General features: G+C 69.4%; 24 protein-coding genes. 12 read left to right on the top strand and 12 right to left on the bottom strand.

The genetic code is table 11. From position 1 onward, the window contains the following. Window positions 1–312: 312 nt before the first annotated feature. Window positions 313–2,502: a hypothetical protein gene (locus SPR02S_RS63415; RefSeq protein ID WP_019061572.1), complete on the bottom strand. Its 2,190-nt coding sequence runs from the start codon at window positions 2,500–2,502 to the stop codon at window positions 313–315. Between the two features lie 1,050 nt (window positions 2,503–3,552). Here SPR02S_RS63415 and SPR02S_RS34380 point away from each other — a divergent pair. Then, window positions 3,553–4,398, top strand: a complete 846-nt coding sequence (locus SPR02S_RS34380) for a hypothetical protein (protein WP_019061571.1) — start codon at window positions 3,553–3,555, stop codon at window positions 4,396–4,398. Between the two features lie 47 nt (window positions 4,399–4,445). On the opposite strand, the gene SPR02S_RS56910 is transcribed toward SPR02S_RS34380, so the two are convergent. The 8 genes from SPR02S_RS56910 to SPR02S_RS56905 form a co-directional block, all read right to left on the bottom strand. Then, a complete protein-coding gene (locus SPR02S_RS56910; RefSeq protein WP_019061570.1) occupies window positions 4,446–4,700 on the bottom strand; it encodes a hypothetical protein in 255 nt (84 codons plus the stop codon). Between the two features lie 546 nt (window positions 4,701–5,246). Beyond that, window positions 5,247–5,594 carry a hypothetical protein gene (locus SPR02S_RS34370; RefSeq protein ID WP_019061569.1) on the bottom strand — a complete coding sequence of 116 codons (348 nt, stop codon included), beginning with the start codon at window positions 5,592–5,594 and terminating at the stop codon, window positions 5,247–5,249. A 35-nt stretch (window positions 5,595–5,629) separates the two neighbouring features. Continuing rightward, entirely contained in the window at window positions 5,630–5,851 is a 222-nt protein-coding gene (locus tag SPR02S_RS63410) for a hypothetical protein (protein ID WP_158697918.1), read from the bottom strand. Between the two features lie 123 nt (window positions 5,852–5,974). Next, window positions 5,975–6,190 (bottom strand): hypothetical protein, encoded by a 216-nt coding sequence (locus SPR02S_RS34365; protein ID WP_019061568.1) that lies wholly within the window; start codon window positions 6,188–6,190, stop codon window positions 5,975–5,977. A gap of 104 nt (window positions 6,191–6,294) precedes the next feature. Beyond that, on the bottom strand, window positions 6,295–6,861 hold the full coding sequence (locus SPR02S_RS34360) for a hypothetical protein (RefSeq protein WP_019061567.1): 567 nt from the start codon (window positions 6,859–6,861) through the stop codon (window positions 6,295–6,297). 89 nt (window positions 6,862–6,950) lie between these two features. Further along, on the bottom strand, window positions 6,951–7,121 hold the full coding sequence (locus tag SPR02S_RS63405) for a hypothetical protein (RefSeq protein WP_019061566.1): 171 nt from the start codon (window positions 7,119–7,121) through the stop codon (window positions 6,951–6,953). Between the two features lie 50 nt (window positions 7,122–7,171). After that, the gene (locus SPR02S_RS34350) at window positions 7,172–7,420 is read right to left on the bottom strand and encodes a hypothetical protein (protein WP_019061565.1); all 249 of its coding nucleotides are present in this window, start codon (window positions 7,418–7,420) and stop codon (window positions 7,172–7,174) included. A gap of 51 nt (window positions 7,421–7,471) precedes the next feature. Continuing rightward, window positions 7,472–7,891: a hypothetical protein gene (locus SPR02S_RS56905; RefSeq protein ID WP_019061564.1), complete on the bottom strand. Its 420-nt coding sequence runs from the start codon at window positions 7,889–7,891 to the stop codon at window positions 7,472–7,474. 333 nt (window positions 7,892–8,224) lie between these two features. Between SPR02S_RS56905 and SPR02S_RS34340 the strand changes: the two genes are divergently transcribed. The 6 genes from SPR02S_RS34340 to SPR02S_RS34315 all read left to right on the top strand — a co-directional run bounded on the left by SPR02S_RS34340 (window position 8,225) and on the right by SPR02S_RS34315 (window position 11,898). Then, a complete protein-coding gene (locus tag SPR02S_RS34340; RefSeq protein WP_019061563.1) occupies window positions 8,225–9,283 on the top strand; it encodes a DUF932 domain-containing protein in 1,059 nt (352 codons plus the stop codon). Window positions 9,284–9,418: 135 nt separating this feature from the next. Next, window positions 9,419–9,985, top strand: coding sequence for a hypothetical protein (locus SPR02S_RS34335; RefSeq protein ID WP_019061562.1), 567 nt, complete (start codon window positions 9,419–9,421; stop codon window positions 9,983–9,985). A gap of 143 nt (window positions 9,986–10,128) precedes the next feature. Next, on the top strand, window positions 10,129–10,299 hold the full coding sequence (locus SPR02S_RS64095) for a hypothetical protein (protein WP_169389441.1): 171 nt from the start codon (window positions 10,129–10,131) through the stop codon (window positions 10,297–10,299). Window positions 10,300–10,340: 41 nt separating this feature from the next. Further along, the gene (locus SPR02S_RS34325; RefSeq protein ID WP_019061560.1) at window positions 10,341–10,592 is read left to right on the top strand and encodes a hypothetical protein; all 252 of its coding nucleotides are present in this window, start codon (window positions 10,341–10,343) and stop codon (window positions 10,590–10,592) included. Between the two features lie 29 nt (window positions 10,593–10,621). Further along, window positions 10,622–11,299 (top strand): hypothetical protein, encoded by a 678-nt coding sequence (locus SPR02S_RS34320; protein WP_019061559.1) that lies wholly within the window; start codon window positions 10,622–10,624, stop codon window positions 11,297–11,299. Continuing rightward, complete coding sequence (locus SPR02S_RS34315) at window positions 11,299–11,898, top strand: hypothetical protein (RefSeq protein WP_019061558.1); 600 nt, start codon at window positions 11,299–11,301, stop codon at window positions 11,896–11,898. Before SPR02S_RS34320 ends, SPR02S_RS34315 begins: the two co-directional genes overlap by 1 nt. A gap of 75 nt (window positions 11,899–11,973) precedes the next feature. Here SPR02S_RS34315 and SPR02S_RS34310 read toward each other — a convergent pair whose 3' ends face one another. From SPR02S_RS34310 to SPR02S_RS34300, 3 genes are all read right to left on the bottom strand, one after another. Then, a complete protein-coding gene (locus SPR02S_RS34310; protein ID WP_026151114.1) occupies window positions 11,974–14,502 on the bottom strand; it encodes a DEAD/DEAH box helicase in 2,529 nt (842 codons plus the stop codon). A gap of 116 nt (window positions 14,503–14,618) precedes the next feature. After that, window positions 14,619–15,005: a hypothetical protein gene (locus tag SPR02S_RS34305; protein ID WP_019061556.1), complete on the bottom strand. Its 387-nt coding sequence runs from the start codon at window positions 15,003–15,005 to the stop codon at window positions 14,619–14,621. A 388-nt stretch (window positions 15,006–15,393) separates the two neighbouring features. Beyond that, window positions 15,394–15,756: a hypothetical protein gene (locus tag SPR02S_RS34300; RefSeq protein WP_019061555.1), complete on the bottom strand. Its 363-nt coding sequence runs from the start codon at window positions 15,754–15,756 to the stop codon at window positions 15,394–15,396. Between the two features lie 472 nt (window positions 15,757–16,228). Here SPR02S_RS34300 and SPR02S_RS34295 point away from each other — a divergent pair, with 472 nt between their 5' ends. From SPR02S_RS34295 to SPR02S_RS34275, 5 genes are all read left to right on the top strand, one after another. Further along, window positions 16,229–16,462, top strand: a complete 234-nt coding sequence (locus SPR02S_RS34295; protein WP_019061554.1) for a hypothetical protein — start codon at window positions 16,229–16,231, stop codon at window positions 16,460–16,462. A 289-nt stretch (window positions 16,463–16,751) separates the two neighbouring features. Further along, window positions 16,752–17,357: a hypothetical protein gene (locus SPR02S_RS56900; RefSeq protein ID WP_063746283.1), complete on the top strand. Its 606-nt coding sequence runs from the start codon at window positions 16,752–16,754 to the stop codon at window positions 17,355–17,357. Window positions 17,358–17,583: 226 nt separating this feature from the next. Beyond that, window positions 17,584–18,198: a hypothetical protein gene (locus SPR02S_RS34285; protein WP_019061552.1), complete on the top strand. Its 615-nt coding sequence runs from the start codon at window positions 17,584–17,586 to the stop codon at window positions 18,196–18,198. Between the two features lie 44 nt (window positions 18,199–18,242). After that, on the top strand, window positions 18,243–19,169 hold the full coding sequence (locus SPR02S_RS34280) for a hypothetical protein (protein WP_019061551.1): 927 nt from the start codon (window positions 18,243–18,245) through the stop codon (window positions 19,167–19,169). A 62-nt stretch (window positions 19,170–19,231) separates the two neighbouring features. Continuing rightward, window positions 19,232–20,512 (top strand): hypothetical protein, encoded by a 1,281-nt coding sequence (locus tag SPR02S_RS34275; RefSeq protein ID WP_245607667.1) that lies wholly within the window; start codon window positions 19,232–19,234, stop codon window positions 20,510–20,512. Window positions 20,513–20,533: the final 21 nt, after the last annotated feature.

Raw genomic sequence — 20,533 nt, 5'->3', positions numbered from 1 at the left:
CGACGGGACATGCCGTCGGCCTGGCCGCGGCCGAGGTCCCGGCGTTCCTGGACGGCAACTCCGAGGCAGACCTGACCGTCCCCGTACTCGGCAGCGTGGCCAGCTTCGGCATCAAGTCGTGGCCGACCTGGTCATCGGCGCACGCTGATCGAGCCTGGGCCCACCGGAGCGGGGAGGAACACTGATGGACCTCTCTGCGCGACCCTGTTCAGTTGGCGACGGCGTGGAAGGCGGCTGGCATCAAGCCCTGAGCGCACCCAGCCGCACACACGGGCGGCCGGGTGCACCCAGGAGCCGACACGCGGGCCTGCTTCACGAGTCCCGGTGTTCCAGGGCGTCGAGCGTAGCTTCGGCCAGCGTCCAGCCGATCGCCAGTGCGGGAGGTTCGACGCGGCCGGTCCGCACCCACGATCGCAGCGCCATGTGCCGCGGGATGACGGTGAGGGCGTCGATCCCCTGCTCCCGCTGCAGAGCGATTCCCACCTGTTCCAGCAGGTGCCGGTCGAGGTCCTCACGTGGCTGGGTCACCGCATATACGATCGGTCGGCCTAAGGGGGCGCTTCGTACCAGGCTGCGAAGTTCCGCGGCCACTTCCACCGACGGCCGCGGGTGGTGCAGCGTCCAGATCTGGTCGTCCTCGGCATGGCCGACGTCGTCCCGAAGCTCGGCGTTGGCTGCCAGCCACGCCGCACTTTCCCGTTGCCACAGCTCCTCGTCCCAGCGCTGGAGCGACTTCTCGGTGTCCGCCGCGACCATCTGCTCCTGAGCGGCGGCCTGCTCCGCGCGGCTCAGGAATCCAGCAGGAACGCGTTGGAGGTTCCGCACTCGGCTTCGTTCAGCCCAGTCAGCCATGACGTCCGGCCATGCCTCTGGGTGGCGCCGCTCGCCTTCCGGCGCGAGGATCTGCAGGAAGTCGGTCCGCCACGTGCCGAGGTGGGGGGCCTTGTCCTCTGGCGGCAACGTGGTCCAGGCGCTTCCGCCAACGGAACCGAAGGCCCAGAAGTCCTCGACGTCGTCGCTGGCTTCAGGGTCGTACGGCTCGACCCACCCGTCCTCTTCCTCATCCTCACCATCAAGGTCGAGTTCGTCGTCCCAATCGTCCCCGACCTGGTCGGCGTCCATCTCCGGCTCGTTCTCGTTCTCCGGATCGGCCGTGCTGCCGCCCGGCCGGTCGGCTTCGCCGTCCCACGGTCTGGCGTCGGCATCACCTTCCCGCGGCAGGGTGATGCCCTCCTGGTCGGCGCGCCACACGACGTACTGGGCGAAAGCCTCGTCAAGGGAGACGAACAACTCTGGCCCAGGGCGGCGTGAGGACCACTCCTGCTGATTGAGGCTCGTGAGGTGAGACCAGATCTGTACCCGGGGCGAGCGCTCGTCGATGATCTCGTCGTCGTACCAGGGGACCTGGTCCGGAGCCAGGACGACGACGGCATCGGCCTGAGCGGCCAGGCCGGGATGTTGGAAGGCGTTGCCGACGTCGACCACCAGGACGTCGAACTCGGCGCGCGCGGCGGCAAGTTGCTCTGCGGCCCCGGTCGTGCTCTCCGCCAGGACCGCTACCTGAAGGTGATGGTCGCCACCCAGCTGGCTGGAGGCATCGCGCCAACCCGTGAAGGGAGCATGGCCCAGACCGAGCAGGCGTGGAAGGTTCGAAGGGTCGTCGCCGGCAAAGATCCCCACCCTTGCGCCGCCGACGGCCGCAGCCGCGGCGAGCATGTAGCTGGCTGTGGTGCAGCCACGTCCGCCGCGGCCGTCACTGGAGAGCACCGCCACCACGCCCCGCAACGCGACCGTGGGCCCGCTCGGCCTCGCGGCGATGCGTGTGGGGTGCGGGCCTTCGAGTTCCGCCTCGATCGGGTCCCTTTGCCGCCAGGCGGCGAAGGCGTCGCGTGCCAGGCCCAAGCGCCGCAGGGCACGGCTCCAGAGCACGGTCTGGGAGACAGACAGCTCGGACAGGATGCTGCTGAGTGCCTCGCTCTCTGTTCGAGAGGCGGTATCCGCGTCCCACAGAACGTCGAGTCCCGCGCCGCGCACGAGGTCAGCGGCTTCCTGGAGGGCATGAGGCTCTGCCCGAAGCTCGACATGGGCGCGCTGGCCGGCGAGTGCGAGGGTGAGAGTGTCCCGGGGCCGTGCCGAGAGCGCGGCGGCCCGTAGTCCAGGGATGCCGCCCAAGTCTCCGGCCCGGGTGCGGATGGGCAACCAGCGTGCGAGGAGACTGGCTGCCTGTCCGGGCGCCGGCCACAGCGTAAGGCGGTCCGGGTACGGACTGGCGCCGGAGAGTCCCCACACCGAGCCGGGGTCGGCGGATCCCTCGACGAACAGGCCGGGGTGCGCCAGCGTTTGGAACAGTAGCGCCTCCAGACTCTGCTGACCGGTATCGACGGCGTCCGGGACTAGGCCGAAGCGCATGCCGGCCTGCCGGTAGAAGTGGAGAGCGGCCGCTTTCGGCTCGCCGGTGTAGGCCCTGCGCATACGCGCGGCCTTGCCCTCGGCGGACATCATGATCGGACCTATCCGCGGCGCGACACCCCGGACCGGCACGCCGGCAGACGACGAAAGCTGTGTACACGACCGGGAGGTCGTGTTGCCTGACGGGGTGATGCACCACCTTTCCGCCGTACACGCTTCCGGGTCCGGGCCGGTCAACGCGGGGCAGGGGGCAGCAGGTACTGCCGGGCGACACCATACCCGCCTGCACCCGCCGAACGGTACGAAACCGGTTCCCGCGTATACAGGTCGTTCGAGCGTGGCAGAACAGCAGGGCGATGCCTCGTGCGGGCTGTTCTGAGCCGGTCCGGCTTGCGCTCTGTGGGACAGTTCACCGGGGTGCGGCGACGGCGGCACGGAGGCCCATGGAGACATGGCGATCACGATGACCATCGAGGTCGGAGTGGTCTGTGTGCCGTGATGGCCAGCCCGGCCACGGAGGAACATCGTGTCCGTCTCCGTCATCTGAGGGGCACGACCTGCGCGCTGTGCGCGACGACTACACCGAGGCCCTGGACCAGTTGGTTGCAGCTCTGACCGAAGGCAGACAGCTAGAGACCCTGGAGGGGCCCGGGAGTGAGCCTCCGCGGGATCTGATGGCGGCCTTGGAGGCGAGCATCCGTGCATCACGGCGCGGCGAGGGGACCCCAAGGCGACGGCCAAGGCTCTATGCGAGGCGATGCCCCTGCGCCCCGGATCGCCACTCCCTGTCACTGGTTTCGTACCGTTCGGCGGGTGCAGGCGGGTATGGTGTCGCCCGGCAGTACCTGCTGCCCCCTGCCCCGCGTTGACCGGCCCGGACCCGGAAGCGTGTACGGCGGAAAGGTGGTGCATCACCCCGTCAGGCAACACGACCTCCCGGTCGTGTACACAGCTTTCGTCGTCTGCCGGCGTGCCGGTCCGGGGTGTCGCGCCGCGGATAGGTCCGACATGGTTCACCGCTCCCCGTTTCATCCTGCGGGGCGGGCCCCGCAGGGCTGGGCGGCTGGCGATTGGCTCAGCTCACAGGACGCACGCGCACTCGTTGCCGGCGCGCAGATCGCACCAGAGGCGCTGCGGGCCTACATGTCGGCGTACATCGTCTCGGACGCGACCGGCGACCGGCAGATCCGCCAGTTCCTTGAGCGCATCCTGATGACGGGCAGGCTCTCCCGCTCCCCCGACGGCGGCAGCCTCGTGGCCCTCAGCCACCACCACGACGGGTCCTACGCCTTCCTCCTCGCCATGCCGGACGCGCGCGTCGTCGCTTACCGCGGGCCGCGGACCTCCTGGTACGACCGGCCAAGCCGGACTCCGCTCGAGGAACTGCTGGAGGATGTCTCCGAACGTCGCCAACGCCAGCAAGATGTCGCCGAGCGTCGCCGACTCCAGGAGCTGGCTGAGGAGCGCCGGAAGCAGGAGCGCTCCCCGAAGCCGCCGCCGGAGCCGACCTGGCCGTTGCTCCCCGGTGACCGGGCCTACGACTGGGAGGGGCGTGCCGTCCCCGTGCCACGCCTCCGGCGCCTCATCACTGACGAGGACGTCATCCGGCGGACGGGGCGACGTCCCTACGTGGTCTTCCACGCCGATGCGCTGAACTCACCTTTCTTCCGGGAGGTCCCCCCTGAGAAGCGGGCTGCGGCGATGCGCGGTGTCGTCGACAAACTGCTGCGCGCCCCGACCAAGGGGACTGTGAGCATCGGTCCCGGCGCGATCACGGTGACCGGCCAGAAGGTGACGCTGACCTTCACGCCCGACTGCGCCATGGTCCGGACCCTCAACCCGCCGCGGCCCGGATACAACACGCCAGCCCGGTACCGGGCCGGCCGCTGGCGCCTTCCCCGCCCAAGGCCGCGGGACCCGTCATCGGAGCAGAGCCAGCACGTCGGGGAGGACGCCCATCGCCACGCCGCCCCCAGCTCGCCCCGGTGAGTCCCTCGGGTGTGCGCTTGCGGAGGCCAGTGACGGATCGGCGGTATCTATGCGGCGGCGCGGTCAGGGTGATCAGGGTGGCCGTCCCAGTCGGCCGCGACCTCTCGCAGTCGCAGCAGGACGTGAGCGGCCTGATCGTCGTCGCCGCACGCGACCCCGTGGGCATGGTCTTGCACGAGGGAGTGGGCGGCGCGCCAGTCGGCCTGGTAGGCGTCGAGACCCTCCGGATACTGCGCGCGCATCCGCTCGTCGAGCCGGTCGTCGATAAACGCCCACCACCGGGCTGCGGTCTGCAAACTCACCAGAGGACGCTCCTCTTCCTCAACCGCGCGAAGCGCCGGCAACGAACCGGCAGGCATCCGGGCCACTGTAGCGAGGACGGCGGCGCCGCCATAGCGGGTCCGCCCATGGCCAAGAGACGGACGGTCGGTCCCTGCTCGCACTCGTGCGGCGATCGAGGCAACCCGGTCGTCCCAAGCACGGATGTCGCCGGCAGTGCCAGCTGGCAGGGCTACCGGCGAGCGTCAGGCAGACGGTCGACATACGCCGCCTTCGTTCGCCACGCCGCGCTACAGGCCGGTGAGGTGCACTCCACCCGAGAGTAGGGCGAAGGCGTGAACCGGTACCCATTGAACGCCGAGTGGTGGCACTTGCGCTGGACTACGACCCAGAGAGGCCGGTGGGAGGGGGTCTTGCAGGCGGGCACGAGGTTCTCCAGAGAGTCGGGATCCGTCCCTCCCTTCCAGGCGGCGGGACGATGGCGGCGGGCGCGTGTCCGCCGGTCGGGCACTCAGCGCGAAAGGGGCCATCTCCCCGGCGCCATGGATGGCCAGAGCGGGGCCAGAGGCCTACGCCAGCTGGAGATGCGTGCGGCAGACCCAGGCTTGGACCCAGCCCTCGGTCACACGGTCGACCATGACGTTGTGGCTGTTGGTGCCGGGCTCACACACGGTGCAGTCGATGCGGTCGGGGCGCAGAAGCTGCTGCGGGGTGAGGCGGGTCGTCGCAGGGAGAGTCCACCGCTCGGAGCGGACGGTCTCGCTGCCGTACGGGTGGTAGCTGACGGGGAGGCGTGCCATGCCCGGGAGGTCGTGGTCTTCGGTTCCGGTCACGGTGACCGTGGTGCCGCCGATGGAGAGGAGGTCGCCATCGTGCAGTTCGCGGGCCTCGACGGCGGTGACAACGGAGCCGGTCATGATGACGGTTCCCGGAGGCAAGTCAGCAAGGCGCATCAGGAGCGACCGTCCATGGCGAGGGGCAGCTCGCATCCTGCGTCCTCTTCGGCCACATCGGCCCAAATTACGGCCTCATGGTCGTGCCCCGGCGCGCACGGCGGGGCCTGCTCACCCGGCGCGAGGTCGAAGTAGGGCTCGCTCTCTCCCGGGGAGGAAGGACTGACCAGCGCCCGCCGACAGAACTTGCAGAAGGGCAGGGTGATTGCGGGTGATGACACGAAAGGGGGCTCCTCGTCGATGGGAGTGGGTTCTGCTCTGGAGCAGCGCGCTGCGGACTGCGGCGTGGCTGGCGCAGGTGATGAACTAAGGCGACGGCGCCCGGCAAGGGCGCCGTCGGGCGGCTACTGCACCTGCGCCCGGGCACGGATGATGCCTGCCGACAAGTGGCCAACCCGGGCGTAGAGGGACTCAACCATCTGGGCCTGGTCCTCCGCCACCAGCCCAACAGCGGCCGTAAACGTCCCGGCCATCAGCCGGTCGATCATCCCCAGCAGGGACTCGATCTGCCCGGTCGCGTCCGCCATGTCCAACTCCGGCTCGCCGGTCTTCTGCTTCATGAAACGGTCCCTTCCCAACAACCTTGATGACTCTTAAGACTATACACACAGGGCGCGAGGATCGCAAGTCTTAAGAGACGATCAGGGAATGGGCAGCATCCACGTCAGTGGGTGGGACTAAGCACCAGCGCCAACAGGTGGGGCGGGATGCCGCCATCCTCCCCGAAGTCGATAGGCCCGCCGAACGCCCAGCCCGAGGTACCGCTGGCGGGGTCAGGCTGGTAGTAGCCGGCCTCGACGCGGACAGACGCAGGTGAACCGATGCCGGAACTGGGGTAGTCGGCGGCCCGGATGGCGACGATCGCGTCGGCGGGCAGATCAATGTCGGCGAGGATCTCGCGCAGCTCGCTCAGGCGCAGGCCCTGGACGAGGACGGGGAAGTCGCCGCGCCAGTCGGGCGCGCGGCGGGCGTCGTGAACGGGCGTTCCCCCGGCGATGAGGGTCTCGACGCTGTCGAGCTCCACGGGCTCCAGGTCCCGCAGCGTGCAGGGGTAGGACCCCTTGCCGTACGTCCAACCAGTGCGCAGCATCCCGGCCTCCATCCCGAGGGTGTCCTCTTCAAGGCGCAGCAGGTGGTCTCTGGGGACCTGTGCGAGGCCGGCGTGGCCGTCGATCTCCAGGGCCCGGACGTCCACGGCCACGGTGGGCCTGTCGTCATACACGAGCGACATTCTCCTTTGTTCGGTGAGCAGTTGAGGACAGATTGGCTGCAAGCCGGTTCCGCGTGCGGGGACCGACCGCTCCCGGCGGAGCACGGCAGTCACGACGATCGGCAGGCCGCGGTCTCGTACTCGGCATCGAGGGTCGCGTCGCGTCGCCACTCGCGCTCCTCACGAGCGCGTTCGCGCCCGTGCTTGTAGGAACGCGGATTGTGGCCCGGGCAGCAGTCGAAGCGGCGCAGGCCCTGACACGTCATCATCTTGGTGTGCACGACGTCGTCCTCACATACGCGGGATAGGAACAGGGTGGGCGATGGGTCCGTCACCAGAAGTCGGCTTCGACGAGGAGCTGGCGGCGGGGGCTCTTGCCCAGGAGGAGTTCGACCAGGACATCGGCCTCGATGGCGATCAGCGCGACGTCGAGCGAGCTCGGCTCGCGGGTGCCGTCGAGGATCGCAGCAAGGTGCTGATGGGCGAGGGGGCGGCCGAGCGTCGCCCGGCGCGCGGCCAGATCCCGGATCCGGTCGGCCGTCGTACACCTGGACGCCAAAGTGAGGGGCGTGGTAGTCACAAGGTCTCCTCATGGTGATGCACGACGGTCGGGCTTCCGTACGGACCAGAGTCAGTTCTGCTGGTTTGGACGGTAGGGACCGCGGAATCGGGCGGGGATGCCGACAGCCGAGGTGTTCCGGACGGGCAGGCCCTCACGCGGGCCGTTCTTCTGCGACAGCCAGGCGCCGAGGGCGAGTTCGTCGGTCGCGGCGTCGCGGGCCGCGCGGGAGCCGAAAGCTCGAACGGTGACGTCACCTTCGACGTAGAGGGCGAGGCCCCAGATGATGTCCAGGACGTCGTCGAGGTGTGCGACGACCTCGTACGGCACGCTGCCGAGGTCCCAGCCCTCCGTTCCCCACGAGTAGACGGCGTGCCACCCGACGGGCAGTTCCCGCGCCCAGTCGGTGCCGTCGCCGGTGTAGTCGTCCTCGGGCCAGCTGGGCAGCGCGGCAAAGGGGAACTCCTCGTCGGGGAACAGCAGGTGCGGCACGGTGGGCGTCTCCTCAAACCTAGATGACTCTTAAGACTATACATTCGCGGCATGTGAGCGGCAAGTTATAAGAGGCGATCAAATAGGGCGCAGTCAGGTCACCCGCACGACGGCGATTCGACGCGGCACGAACCGACCGCAAGGCCCGCCCCGACCCGCTCACGCCATAGCCACGCAAGATCAGTCACCGAGCCCGCCGAAAGCTCCGACTCTTAAGACTTGCGAAGCCTGCCTCTCGAATGTATAGTCTTAAGAGACAGCTCGGGGGCGCTCCTCCCGAACATCCCGCACGCAGGGGCTGCGGCAGTGTCGCAGCCTGTGGAAAGGACTTGTGTGATCAGCACCGTCAGCACGACCGTCTCCCCCCGCTCGAACGCGTCGGCGTCCGCCGCGTCATACCTGGAGCCCGCGGACCAGCGCAACCTCAGTGGCGGCGCCGGTAACCCGCTTCTGGAGCTGCCGACCTGGAGCGCCGTGCGGGCCCACTACGGCCTGACGTGGGAGCCGGTGGCGGCGTCGGTCCCGGCCTCCGGTCCCGACGGGCTCCCGATCCTGGTCAGCATCGACGAGTCGGGCAGCCCGGTCTACCAGACGGAAGACGACCACAAGAAGATCGTGCGCAACGACTCGTGGGCGACCCTCGGCATTCCGCGCTCCGGGTACGAGGTCCTCGACCACGCACTGCTCGGCCGGATCATCGCCCCGGTCATGGAAGCCCCCGGCGCGCAGGTCCGCATGCTGCGTGAACTCCGGGGCGGCCGTTCGGTAATGGGACTGATCGAACTGACCAGGGAGGCGAGGGGCTTCGCGGGCGACCCCTCACCGTGGACTCTGACCGTCGGCTTCCAGGCCTCGCACGACGGCAAGGGGTCCCTGCGGGTATGGGGCAGCGCTGAGCGTCTGTGGTGCACGAATCAGTGGAATGCCGCCATGAGGCGCTCCCGCGCGGCCGGGCACTTCTACACGATCAAGCACACCAAGAGCGCCCTTGACCAGATCGAGGAGGCCCGGCACCTGGTGAGCGTGCTGCGCCGCGACTTCGACGGCTTCCTCAAGGACCGCGAGGCCCTCCACCGCATGCCCGTCACGCAGACCCAGCGTGAACAGTTCATCGAGCGCATGGTGCAGCTGCCGGAGCAGGCAGCGGACCTGAAGGAGGACGACTACCGCATCCGGCGCGTCCACGAGCGCCGGGGCGTCCTGCGGGGCATCTTCGCCAGCTCCACCATGACGGGCGTCGGCCTGACGGCGGGCGCGCTGGTGGAGGCGGCCGGGGAGCTGTCGGACTGGGGCGGCCGTCAGACGGTGGACGGCCGTATCCGCCGGTCGCTGCTGGAACAGAGCACCTTCAAGGTGCGCGCCCTGCACGAGGCCCTCGCGTTGGCCGCGTGACCTCCTGCCCGGGGTCCGCCCCGGGCAGTTTCCGGCCGGTCCGCCGCGACTCGGCGGACCGGCCCCGCCCGAATCCATCCCACGCTCCCCTGCGCCCGCAGGCTCCCTCGACCGAGAAAGATCCACGACCTCTACATGACCGCAACGCACGTGAAGGGCGTCACCGTCGTCGCCGACGAGCCCGCCCGATCCCCGATCAGCCGCCCCGGTGTCAACGTGGTCTTCGACCAGATCAGGCACCTGTTGCTCGCCGACGGGAGCGAGTGGTATGGATGCCTCCACTGCGACTACGTGTCGCAGAACCAGAACTCCATCCGGCCGCACCTCAAGGCACACAAGCCCAAGGCCGCACCCGAGGTCCGCAAGCCGCACAAGCCTTCGGGACCGGCCGGGCGGACCGGCACGGCCCTGGCAAACCGCTCCGAGCCCGGGCCCCGGCGTCGCCAGCCGAGCAGGTCGACGCCGGCTCCGAGCAGGGACCTGGGGGCACTGAATCTGGGAGAACTCGTTCAGCGAGCGCGTCTCACCGAACAGATGCATGCCCAGCGTGACGAGGCCCTTCGCAAGGCCGAAGACGCCCAGCGCATCGCGAATGACTGGAAGTCTCGGGCGGACGACTGGCGGTTGCGGTTCGAGGGCATGAAGGCGCGGATGGAGCAGGCGGAGGGCACGCTCTCCAAGGTCCGCGCCATGGTGAAGTAGCGACTGGCGGGGGCCGAGGAAGCGCCCCCAATTCCCCTTCGTCTCTTAAGGCTTGCATTCACCCAACCTTGCGCGTATAGTCTTAAGAGTCACCGAGGCGGTTAGGGCCGCTCCTCGACCACGAGATGGATCGGATGAGCCACATGCGTAAGCACAAGCCGCACAGCACCTCGGGCAACCCCGCCCGGGTCGAAGCAGTCCAGAACCGCCGCCGTTCCGGCGCCAGCGGAACTCACGTTGCCGGTCCCCGCCGCGCCCGGGACCGCCGCAACGGACAGCGCGCGGCCATCCGCTTCTCCGTCGATGCCAACTGACCGGCCCTCCCGATCCTGTGCCCGTTCGAAAGATCCTTGCTGTGCGCGTCACCGTCTTCCACAACATGGCGGCCGACCTCGCCGATGCCGACACGTCGCCCGCGTTGATGCCAGCGCCCGACCTGCCCGAGCAGCTTCCCGGCATCCCGGGAATCAAGCTCGGCCGCGAGGACGGCCGCACCGTGATCCGGTGCAACGACGGCACCACCCGTATCGGGTTGGGCGTCCCGGCCGACGGCGCCGTCGTGACCGCCCTGGCCGCTCACCTCGTGCGCCTCACCCGAACCCACTGAACCCTCCTCCCCATAGGATCGGAGCCCGAATGGCCCTCGCAGAGCTGAGCAACATCCCGGACCCGGCGGACCACGACGCCTTCCGGCAGTGCATGGACAGCATCGTCCGTACCGGAGACACCGCCTCGCTGGCCGACCTCATGCGTCGCGCCGCGGCACTCTTCGCCGGCCTTGATGGACACCCGGCTGTTTCCGCGGCACCGGAGGCCTTCGCCGCGACGCTCACCGCGGCTGGCGCCACCACGCATCTCCCCGCCCTGTCCGCGCTCGCGTGGCGCGCCGGACAGCTGTGGGCCGAGCCGGCCTCCGTCGACGACGACCGGCGGGCCGGGTTCGTCGGATGCCTGCCCGAGTACGCCCATCACCCGCGGGTCGCCGCAGCGTCCTCGGCTCTCCGCCGTGCCGGGATTCCCCTCGCCGTGTTCCTTCACGATTGGCACTACTGCTACGGCGAGCACGGCGCCCAGGGCGTGTACCTGGCACCCAATGGTGAACGTACCGTCGAGGCCTCCTGGTTCATCGACGGCCGGGACAACGAGCGATCGCTGCGGCGGCCGCGTCTCGACCGAGTCCGCGAGGCCCGCAACGCGGCACTCACTCGCGTGCGCGACGTCCTCTCCACGGCCGGATGGAACGCATACACGAAGGCCAGTACGAACACCCAGTCGCGGCGGGTCCTGAGCATCGTGGCCAGCCTCCCCCTGTGATGAGCCGACCCTCCGCCCGCACTCACGGGTCACCGCACCGCGTCACCATGGCCGGTGTCGGTCTGCAATCGCCGACCGTGGTGGTGCGCGCGCCACAGACCGGTGAACTGCACGGCGTCGCGCCGGACGAGGTTCCCCCCGACGGCCTGGCCACTGGCGTACGGCTCCTGTGCAGCGACCACGGAACCCATGTCCCCGTGGTGCGGCCGTACGCCGGTGAGTTCGACGTCCACAGGGCCTGCCGTGCCTGCCTCGCGGTCGCCCGGGGCGAGCCACCCGGCACACCGGCTGCGGCCGAGGCGTTGCCCGGCAGCGAGCCGGTGCTGCCCGACCGCCCCGCTGTCATCCACCTGCCGGAGGAACATCGGGGGCGAGCGGTGAGCTGGGGCGATTGGGAGGACATGCCGTGGATGACGCATGTCCCCCAGGTCTGCGAGGTGTGCGGCGACGTGGGCCCGGTGCAGTGGGCGAAGGGCACCAGCAGCGAACCACCCGCGCGGTACTTCGCCGTCTGCTGTAACGCGTGCGGAGACGCCCGGGCGTTCGCTTATGGACTTGACGGCGCCCCAGTGGTGATCTGGGCACGCCGGGGATGGTGACCGGCTGCACAGGGTGGTAGGAAGCCGTGACCGCGGCCTCCGGACGATCCCGCCCGCCGCCGGCGAGGGTCGGCCTCACCCGTTCGGGGCCGCGGGGACCTGGGCGTACGTGGTGAAGATCAGGCCAGCCGTCAGCTTGTGCTGGGCCAACTGCTCGGCGACGACGTGCGGGTCCCTCCAGCGCTGTTGTCCATGCGTGAGCGCTTCGGCCCAGTTTCGTACGGCAGCGGCGAGCGCCTCCCACTTCTGCTGCGTGACCACGCGCATCCCGTCGACGGTGATCGCCTGCCGGTGCGGCGTACGGCTCTGGTGGACGATCACCGGGATCTGCTGGGTGACGTCGGGATACACCTGCTGGTCCCAGCGAACGCTTCCGCCGAGTTGGTCCAGGTCGTGCTTGATGATCGTGTCCGTGGTTCGTCCGGTCTTCAGCTCGATGACCGCGTGCCGCCCGGGCCCGAGGACCCATAGGTTGTCCGGGCCCTTGTCGTACTGCTTGTCGGGGCGCGTGCTGACGAACCCGAGGTGCTCGCCCAGCCGCTCCCAAGCGCGCTCCGCGTCGTCGCTGCGTTCCTCGTCTCCCCAGATGACGTCCTCGGTGAGGGCCTGGACGGCCAGGACCAGCGCGGTGCCGTCGGAGTAGGCGCCGCCGAGGAACTCGGCCGCGGCCTGCGCCTGGACGGCGGCGGGACGCAGTTGCGCCGGGGTGACGCCGCCCGCTGGTCGCAGGACGAACGGGTTGTCGTCCAGCGCCTTGGCCAGGAGACGCTGGGCGGCCGCGTGGTCGACGCGATGAAGGTAGGCGGCCCGTTGTTCGGTCAGCCAGCCTCGTACGGCCCGGTCGGTCACCGTGCCGATGGCTTGCTGGAGTCGGTCGGAGGCATCGTTGTATCTGCCCGTGGCGGCGAGGTTGAAGGCCTCGCGGACACCGATGGCCTCGGGTCGCACGGTGCCGCCGACGGCGTAGTGGACGCCGGCGAGGGCTTGGCGGCTCAGCGCCCGCCATCCCGGGTCCTTGTCCAGGCACAGGCCGACCGCTTCACGGATGCCGTCGAGTCCCTTGCCGGTGAGTTGCTCGGCGAGGCTGCTGCTGAGGTCGATCTGCGCGCGGGTGGCCGGCGAGAACAGCGCCCGCTGCTTGCGGTCGTGGAGCGCTACGGCCAGCTGGCTGCCGAGCAGCAGCACGGCGCAGTGATCCTCGCTGTCGCGTACTCCGCGTCCCATACCCTGCTCGATCCGTTGGATCTGCCGGGCGAGCAGTGTCGGGCTTCCGGAGAGCACCGCGGCCTCGCGGCGCTCGGTGGCGTCCATGGGCCGCGGGACCCCGTCGAGGATGAGCAACTCGCAGGCCTCGCGCGGCAGGTCGATTCCGTCGTACTTGTTGACCATGACGACGAGACCGACCCGTCCGCTCTTGAGAGCGCCCACCCCGGCTGGGAGGTCGGGGGCGTGCAGGACCCGGTCGGCGTACGGTCGCCACGGTGCGGCTGCGGGGGTGCTGGGCACGAGGACGACGACGTTGACCGGTCTTGCTTCGGGTGTGCCATCTCCGTCCCGGTCGCCGTCGGCGAACTGGCGGGCCATCTGCCGGATGGCCTCCGGGTCGAGGTGGGAGTTGAGGGCGAGGGGAGCGAGGATCATCCGGTCGCCGAGGTCTGCCGCGCTCCCCGGGGTGACCGGTTGCTGTACGTCCCGGGGGCCGGCATCAAGGTCGGTGACGAGGACGCTGTCGTCGGCGAGCGTGGCGGTGAGGTAGACGCGGCGGCGTGCGTTGGCGAAGGCGGGGATCATCGAGATCGGCGGGCACGGCGGGCTGATCTGAATATCCCGGCTGGAGACGGTGACCGAGCAGAGTTCGAGAACGCCGGCGATCAGGGGCCACGTGAACTTGAAGGCGTCCGTGTCCGCGTGCGGGTGCAGGACGGCCATGACGTCGTCCTGCCGACTGTTCCAGGACCAGAAGGGGACGGGCACCGTAGCGGTGTAGTCAGACGCCTGGACGTCCGCCCACCCCTTGGGGGACTGAGCCTTGAGATCGGAGGCGAACAGGTCGGTCAGGGCCTCGTAGGCGGGATGGCCGACAGGGATCGTGAGCCGGAACTGGGCCTCGGTCGTGGCGAGCGCGGCGTGCGCGTCGTCGACGATGACGATCCCGGCGTCGAGCTTGTCCCGGCTGTCGCCGACCACGCCGAACACCGACTGGCCGTTGATCAGTTTCTGGAAGGTGGCCACGAGGATGGCACGGCCCCCGCGGAAGGCCAGGTCGTCCACCGAGTCGGTCACGGCGAGCCCCATTCTGTGGGCCTCTGCGCGGACCTGGGCGGCCAAGTACCGGTCGGGGGCGAGGTAGACCGCGACGCCGATGCCCTCGTTCAGGGTGCTCTGTGCCATCAGCAGACCGACGGCGGTCTTCCCGCCGCCCGTGTTCTGCTTGATCACCACGTCCCGGCCGTCGCGGTGTTTGTCGAACCACGCTTCAAGGACTTCACCCTGTTCGTGCCGCAAGTAGGGCCAGGGCCGGTTCGCCAGAGCGGCATAGATCTCGCGAGGCCTCAGGAGCGGTTCCCTGCGGCCGGTCCCTACGAGGCTCAGGTCGAGCGACACGGCGGTGTCCTTCCTCATGGCGGGGCCGACGGCCGGTGTTCGGCCGTCGGCCCCGCCATCATCCCGTGGAAGCAGACGGGCCATCAGCGTTCCCAGCCTCGAGTCGCGAAGGGTGTTCAGTACAGGTGCGTAAGGACGCCGACGACGAGCCAGATCGCCCAGAGGGCCGGGACGAGTGCGGCCAGTGAGCTCCGTCGACGCAGGACCGGTGTCCCAGGCGTCCAGCTCGCCGGCCCGCCGGGCGCCGGTTCGGGCTCGGTCAGCTTGTTCACGCGAGCGAGCGCGCAGCGGTTGCTGATGAGTACGACGGGGTTGATGACGAGGGAGAACGGCGACCACCAGCCCTGCCAGAGGCTTCGGCTGGTGAACTCTCGGAATACCGCGGTGCCGCAGGTGCGGCAGAACGGTCCGGTCAAGCTGGAGAAGCCCAGCCAGATCAGCAGGCCCTGGTGCCTGCGGAAGGTGACCGGCGCAGCGGGGGACGCCGCGCAGATTCTGCACATCGGCTGACCTGTGAGCTCGGTCGGGGCTGTCGCCGGCCACGGAAGCGCATACTGCTGCGGCGCGGGCGGAGGCTGCGGCGGTGGGCTGGTCATGGTGGTGGATCCTCATGTCGCGGGGAAGGCGGACGGTTGGCCTGCGCCGTCATGGGGCGCCTCAGGCCATGGGGATACCGAGCCGGAGCGGGATCAGGGCTTTGCTGTTGGTCTCGCTGGGCGGTGAACCAGGCGTGCAGAGCTGGTCGTTCCACCAACACGGTCATGAACCTTGGCGGCCCGGTGGTTTCGTATCTCACGGTTAGTGGCGCTGGTGGAGCGGGTGCCGCTTCAAGGACGCCGCGGGCCGAGGCGGCGACGGATTGTTCGGCGTGCGCGCGCTCCCGCCGGCGGGCTACTTGGGGATGTCCGGCTTCGGGGCGGGATTCGTCTTGTAGGGGTTCGCGCAGTCATACAGCATGTACCCGCGGATCTTGACGCCGTCGGACTTCCTGGTGACGGTGCCCCTCGTGTACCAGGTCTTCTCGCTCTTCTTGTAGGCCCACTGGTCGTAGACGACCTTGTCCTTCCGGTAGGCGATGCCCACCGTGGTCGAGCTCTTGGACGGAGCCTTGTGGACCTTCACGGCGCTGCAGGAGATGGTCGTGGTGCTCGAAGTCGCCGCCTGCGCCGTGGGCGCAAGGGCAACTGCCGAGCCGGCCACGGACAGGCCGATCGCGCCGACGGCGGCGCGGCCGAGCCGTGTGCGTATGAGCATGGTGCTCCCTATCGACAGGGGTGGGGTGTTGCGTCGCGCTCGCGACGTCAGCAGACGCTAGGACGAGCCGCCTGTGGATAGATTTCGCTGGCTCGGCGGCAGCTCACATCTGTCCTGGCTGCGACCGAGATTCATGGTTGGCGAACGGAGCACGCTAGTTGGCGAATCTTGATGCGCGATCGATGGCCAACGCGCTCACCTGCGGCGATGCCCTCGTCCTCGGAGAGGGCGTGGCACGATCCGCCAACTATCACCCTCAAGATTCGCCAACTGCCCTTCTCTACAGGTCCCTGACCTGCACCGGAGCGAGCATGATTCGCCAACAACGACGCTCGGTCCACACTGGCCGCCGCGAGCCCCGGACGTCGACCACTCCACAGATTCGACTCTTAAGACTTGCATCGCCACTTTGCATGCAGTATAGTCTTAAGAGTCATCGGGTGATGTTCGCCCCTTACTGGAAGGAGTCGGCGTGACGACCACGCTCCGCCTCAGGGCCCACGTGGCCGACGGTCGCTACACCGTCTCCACGATCGAGTTGATCGACTCCACACCGGACGGCATGACGTTCGAGACGATGGTGTTCGACACCACCGTGGACGACGAAGTCGACTGCCGCCGCTACACGACCTCGGACGAGGCTGTCGCCGGTCACGCGGCTTGCGTGCGTGAGATCCAGCTCATCGAGGATGCGCTGACGCTCTGACCCGCCGAGCCGACCGCGCCCCCGCTCCCCAGGGCGCGGCACTCCGGCCAGCCCTCGCTCCCCCTCCCAGGCCGACCGATGAGCGTCGGTCCGCACTGGACCCGGCCGCGAAGGACAGCTACCCGCCCGCCGCCCACGCCCAGCGCATGGTTGGAAATCTATCCACAGGCAGGCCACCTTACGGTCGCTCAACGCGCTACGCCTGGCTGCACCAGTCCAGGCACGTCGGCTCATCTCCCGTTTGCCGCCCCGCCGTTGACTCCGTGACCCCGAGGAGGGGTGCAGCACCATGCGACAAGCCGCACACAGTTCCCGCAGCCGGCGACCGGGCCGGCGGGCCGCAATCGTCCTGAATGTCGTTGCGGCCCTCGCCCTCGCGGGCTGCGGGACTGCCGGCACCGACTCGGCGCTCGCCACGAGTTCGCCTGGCCCTACTGGTGAGGACCGCTACGCCCTGCCCTCGGCGTCGGGGATGGCCTCGATCGCGTCCTTCGTCAACCGTCACACGGCCTGTCGGGAATTCACGTCGGGCCAGAAGTACGACGCGTCTGGCCGGAACACTGCGTGGGGTAGGGCCGAGGTGCGGGACCCGTCGTGGGGTATAGCCGAGCGCGCCGTGTGCGAGGACACGTTCGCCGACGCCATCGCCCTGCTCGCGGTGCCCAACATGAAGACCTTCGAGGCCGCCGTCAGGGAGAAGGACGGACATGCCGACTTCCTCGTCGGCCGGGACTTCGCGGTCGTTCCGGTCAACGACCGCACGTTTCGCGACCTGACGGGATCCGGCCTCAAGTTCCTGACCTGCGACCCGAACTTCAGCGTGCCGAGCGGCTTCAGCACCAGGCCTGCCCTCGCCCACGGGTGCGTGCTTAGCAACTACGCCCCCGCGGGTTAGGCCCCGCGCCGCGACGTTGCGATGACAGCCGGCCCGGCCCGTTATCTCCACGGGCCGGGCCGGCTGTTCGGCGCCTGAACTACTCAGCGTGGCGCCTCTTAAGACTTGCACAACCCAGTCGACCACTGTAGAGTCATAAGAGTCAAGGGGTCGTTGTAGCGGCTCTTCGGCAACCGGCAACGCCACGCGCCGGTACCTCCCGACGACTCGACAGTGAAGGCTCGCATTGGACCACAGCTACGCCCAGCTCGAACTCGGCGGCTTCGGCACACTCCGGATGACCTTCCTGGCCGACCCGTCCACCGGTGCCGTGCGCTACAGGCTCACGGCACCGCACGTGCGCGGCAGCGTCGTCCTGGTCCCCGCTCTGTTCTTCGCGGACCCGAGCGTCCCGGAAACGCCCGCTCGGGGAACCGACCTGTACATCTTCGCGCGCCTCGACAACGTCCCGACCGGAGTCGGTCGCCACGAACGCCCGCTGACCGTCCACGGAATCGAACTCGCCGGCCGCAGCGTCGTCAACACCCAGGCTGTCGACGCCATCAAGGCCTACCGCATGGGCCGGTCTGGTCGGACCGAACTCCTGCCCAGCCGATCGGGCAATCTCGCTCGCGTCGTGCTCGGCGCCGCTGCGGAGCACTGGAGCCAGCGCGACGACCGGCCCGTGCTCGACGACCTCGCGCGACGAGCCTCCGCGCAGCACTTCCTGAGCGAGTACGAGAACGAACTCGACCAGCGCGAAGAGGCTGTTCGTCGCGCCCAGGTCGCCCGGGACGAGACGCAGCAGCGGATCAGCGTCTTGCGCGACCTCGTGAACCCTGCCGTTCCCGCCTGCGCATAGCCGACAGGCGCCTTCATCACGCCCGCCCGCTCACGGAAAGAGACATGCGAACCGACTTCCAGCACTATGCCATCCAGCACGACGACGGTCGCTGGCTGTACTACCTGCCGCACCCGCCCGGGCTCCCGGCCTCCCTGCGCACGTCGGTCCTGGCCGACGGCGAGCCGATGCAGCCGCTGGGCGACGGCACCGGCGTGTGGTGGGTGACCGGCCATCGGGCCGAGTGCCTCACCGCGGTCTACCAGCCCCGTCCGACGGTCACCGGCTACCGGCTGACCGACCTCTCTGCCCTCTCGGAGCGGTTCCCCGGGTACCTCAGCGTCGAGGAGTGGCACCAGTCGCTGGGAGACAGCAGCCGCAGTGAGGCCTACTACTCCCTCTACGAGGAGGTGACCCAGGACAGGGACGCACAGGAGTACGCGTACGAGGGCCGGACCGTCGTCCTGACGGGCGGGGAGCCGCCTGCGCCCGGAGGCCCGCCGTGGGTTGCGTCCATGCCGGAGTCGCTGGTGCAGCGTCCGGAGTACCACCATTGCTTCCGGGGCTACATCCCGGGCCTGCGTGACCACCTGCGCGATCTGGTCCGGCGCCTGGGACATGTCGAGCACTGCTTCAACGGCCGCTCGGGCAAGCCGAACGGGCTCTACGTCACGGTCGCGGTCCCGTTCGAGGAGCCGGTCTCGCGCTGGCTGCCGTACATCGGCGCCAACGGACGGCCGCTGAAGTCGGGGCGCAATGAGCCGGTGCTGGTCCGGCGGGAGATGTACCTCCCGGTCGCCGATCACGTCAGTGGACCCGACTACCGTACGGCGCTCGCCGAGTGGGAGCAGCAGGTCGCCTTCTGGCTGGACCTGGTCCGTAAGGCCGCTGTCCGGGCCTGCAACGCCTGTGAGGGGACCGGACACGTGATGGATGTCCCCGAAGGCGTCCATGCCCCCGGCCCGATCAGCGCCCTCGCGGCGTCACGCTAACCCCTTCCGAGTTCACCTGGCGGTACCGCCAGGCGAACTGCCCCGTAGCCCCTTGGAGTTCCTTGTCCCCCACCGCTTTGACGACCCGCACAGAGCTGCCGCTGGCCCACCACGGCACGCTCGTCGCCCATGTGACCGCGCTTCCGCACGGTCGCGTCCGTTACGTCGTACGCGCTCCTCACGTCCGGGGCACGTTCGTCGTCGTCCCCGAGCACCTCCGGGACGGCACCGTCGTTCCCTCCGCGGTCAGCGTGCAGTACGGCGACGGCGCTGAGCCCGTCGGCTACTACGAGCACCGGCCCGACGAACCGGTCGTCTACGGCGTCCGGTTGCACGGCTGGACCGGAGATCTCGACCCGGCCGCGGTGCCCGACGGGTACTTCCTCGGTCAGTACGCCACCAGTCTCCGTGACAACCGCGTGCACCGGCAGCTCACTTCCGCCGTCCGTCGCCGTACCGAGGCCGTGATCCGGGCGATCGTCGGTCACTGGTACACGCTGCCGCACCGTGAAGCCCTGCTCACGTCTGCGGCCCGGGTCAAGGCGTCGGCGTTCGCCGACCACGAGGCCGAGAAGGCCGCGCGGGCCGAGACCGAGTGCGCCGACCTCCAGCAGCAGCGAGTCCTCGCCCGGCGCAAGCTCAACGTCATCCTCGGCATCGCCCGTCGCACCCCCCGCCCGGCCCTGCGTCCCGACCTCGCGCCCGTACGGCTCCCGCTCGTCGACGGCCGCGGCCGGCCTATGGGGTCGGTCCTCGTACAGGAGGTCGCTGTGGACGGCGCCGTCCGGGGAAGCGTGGTGTACGAGGTCACGGGCGCACGTGTGCGCGGCCAGTTCACCGTCGGACGGGACATCTACCGACCGCTTCCCATGCCCGAGGGCATCTGGGTGGCCTACGGGCACGCACGCCGGCGCCACTTCGAGGACGAACGAGACCACGAGCCCACCGTCAACGGTGTCCGGCTCAACGGAGCGTGGAACAGCGACACGATCGAAGACCTCACCGCAACCACGCCGAAGGAAACGTCGGCCCGGGTGCGCACGAGCAGGACGACCGGGCACTCCGCCCCGTCCGCCACCGCCCGCCGTGCCTCGGCCGTACTGCGGGCCCTGGCCCTTCACTACCTCGCCCGCCCCGACGTCGAGGCGCTGCAGCTGGCCGCCGCTCAAGACGACGTGCTCGGCCAGCGTGGGGATGCCCGTCGGGAGCTGCGCGAACTGCGTGAACGCCATCGCGCAGCCGAGCAGCGAGCCCGAACCCACCGCCGCAGGGAGCGTCAGTACCGCTCGCTGGCCGTCTCCGGCACCCAATTGCGGGAGGCCCTGGCAGCCCTCGCCTCCTGAACACCCGCCCATCGCCCTCCC

Origin of the sequence: Streptomyces prunicolor NBRC 13075 (genome assembly GCF_000367365.1) — a bacterium.
GTDB classification, from domain to species: domain Bacteria; phylum Actinomycetota; class Actinomycetes; order Streptomycetales; family Streptomycetaceae; genus Streptomyces; species Streptomyces prunicolor.
This window is presented reverse-complemented; position numbering and strand designations above follow the sequence as displayed.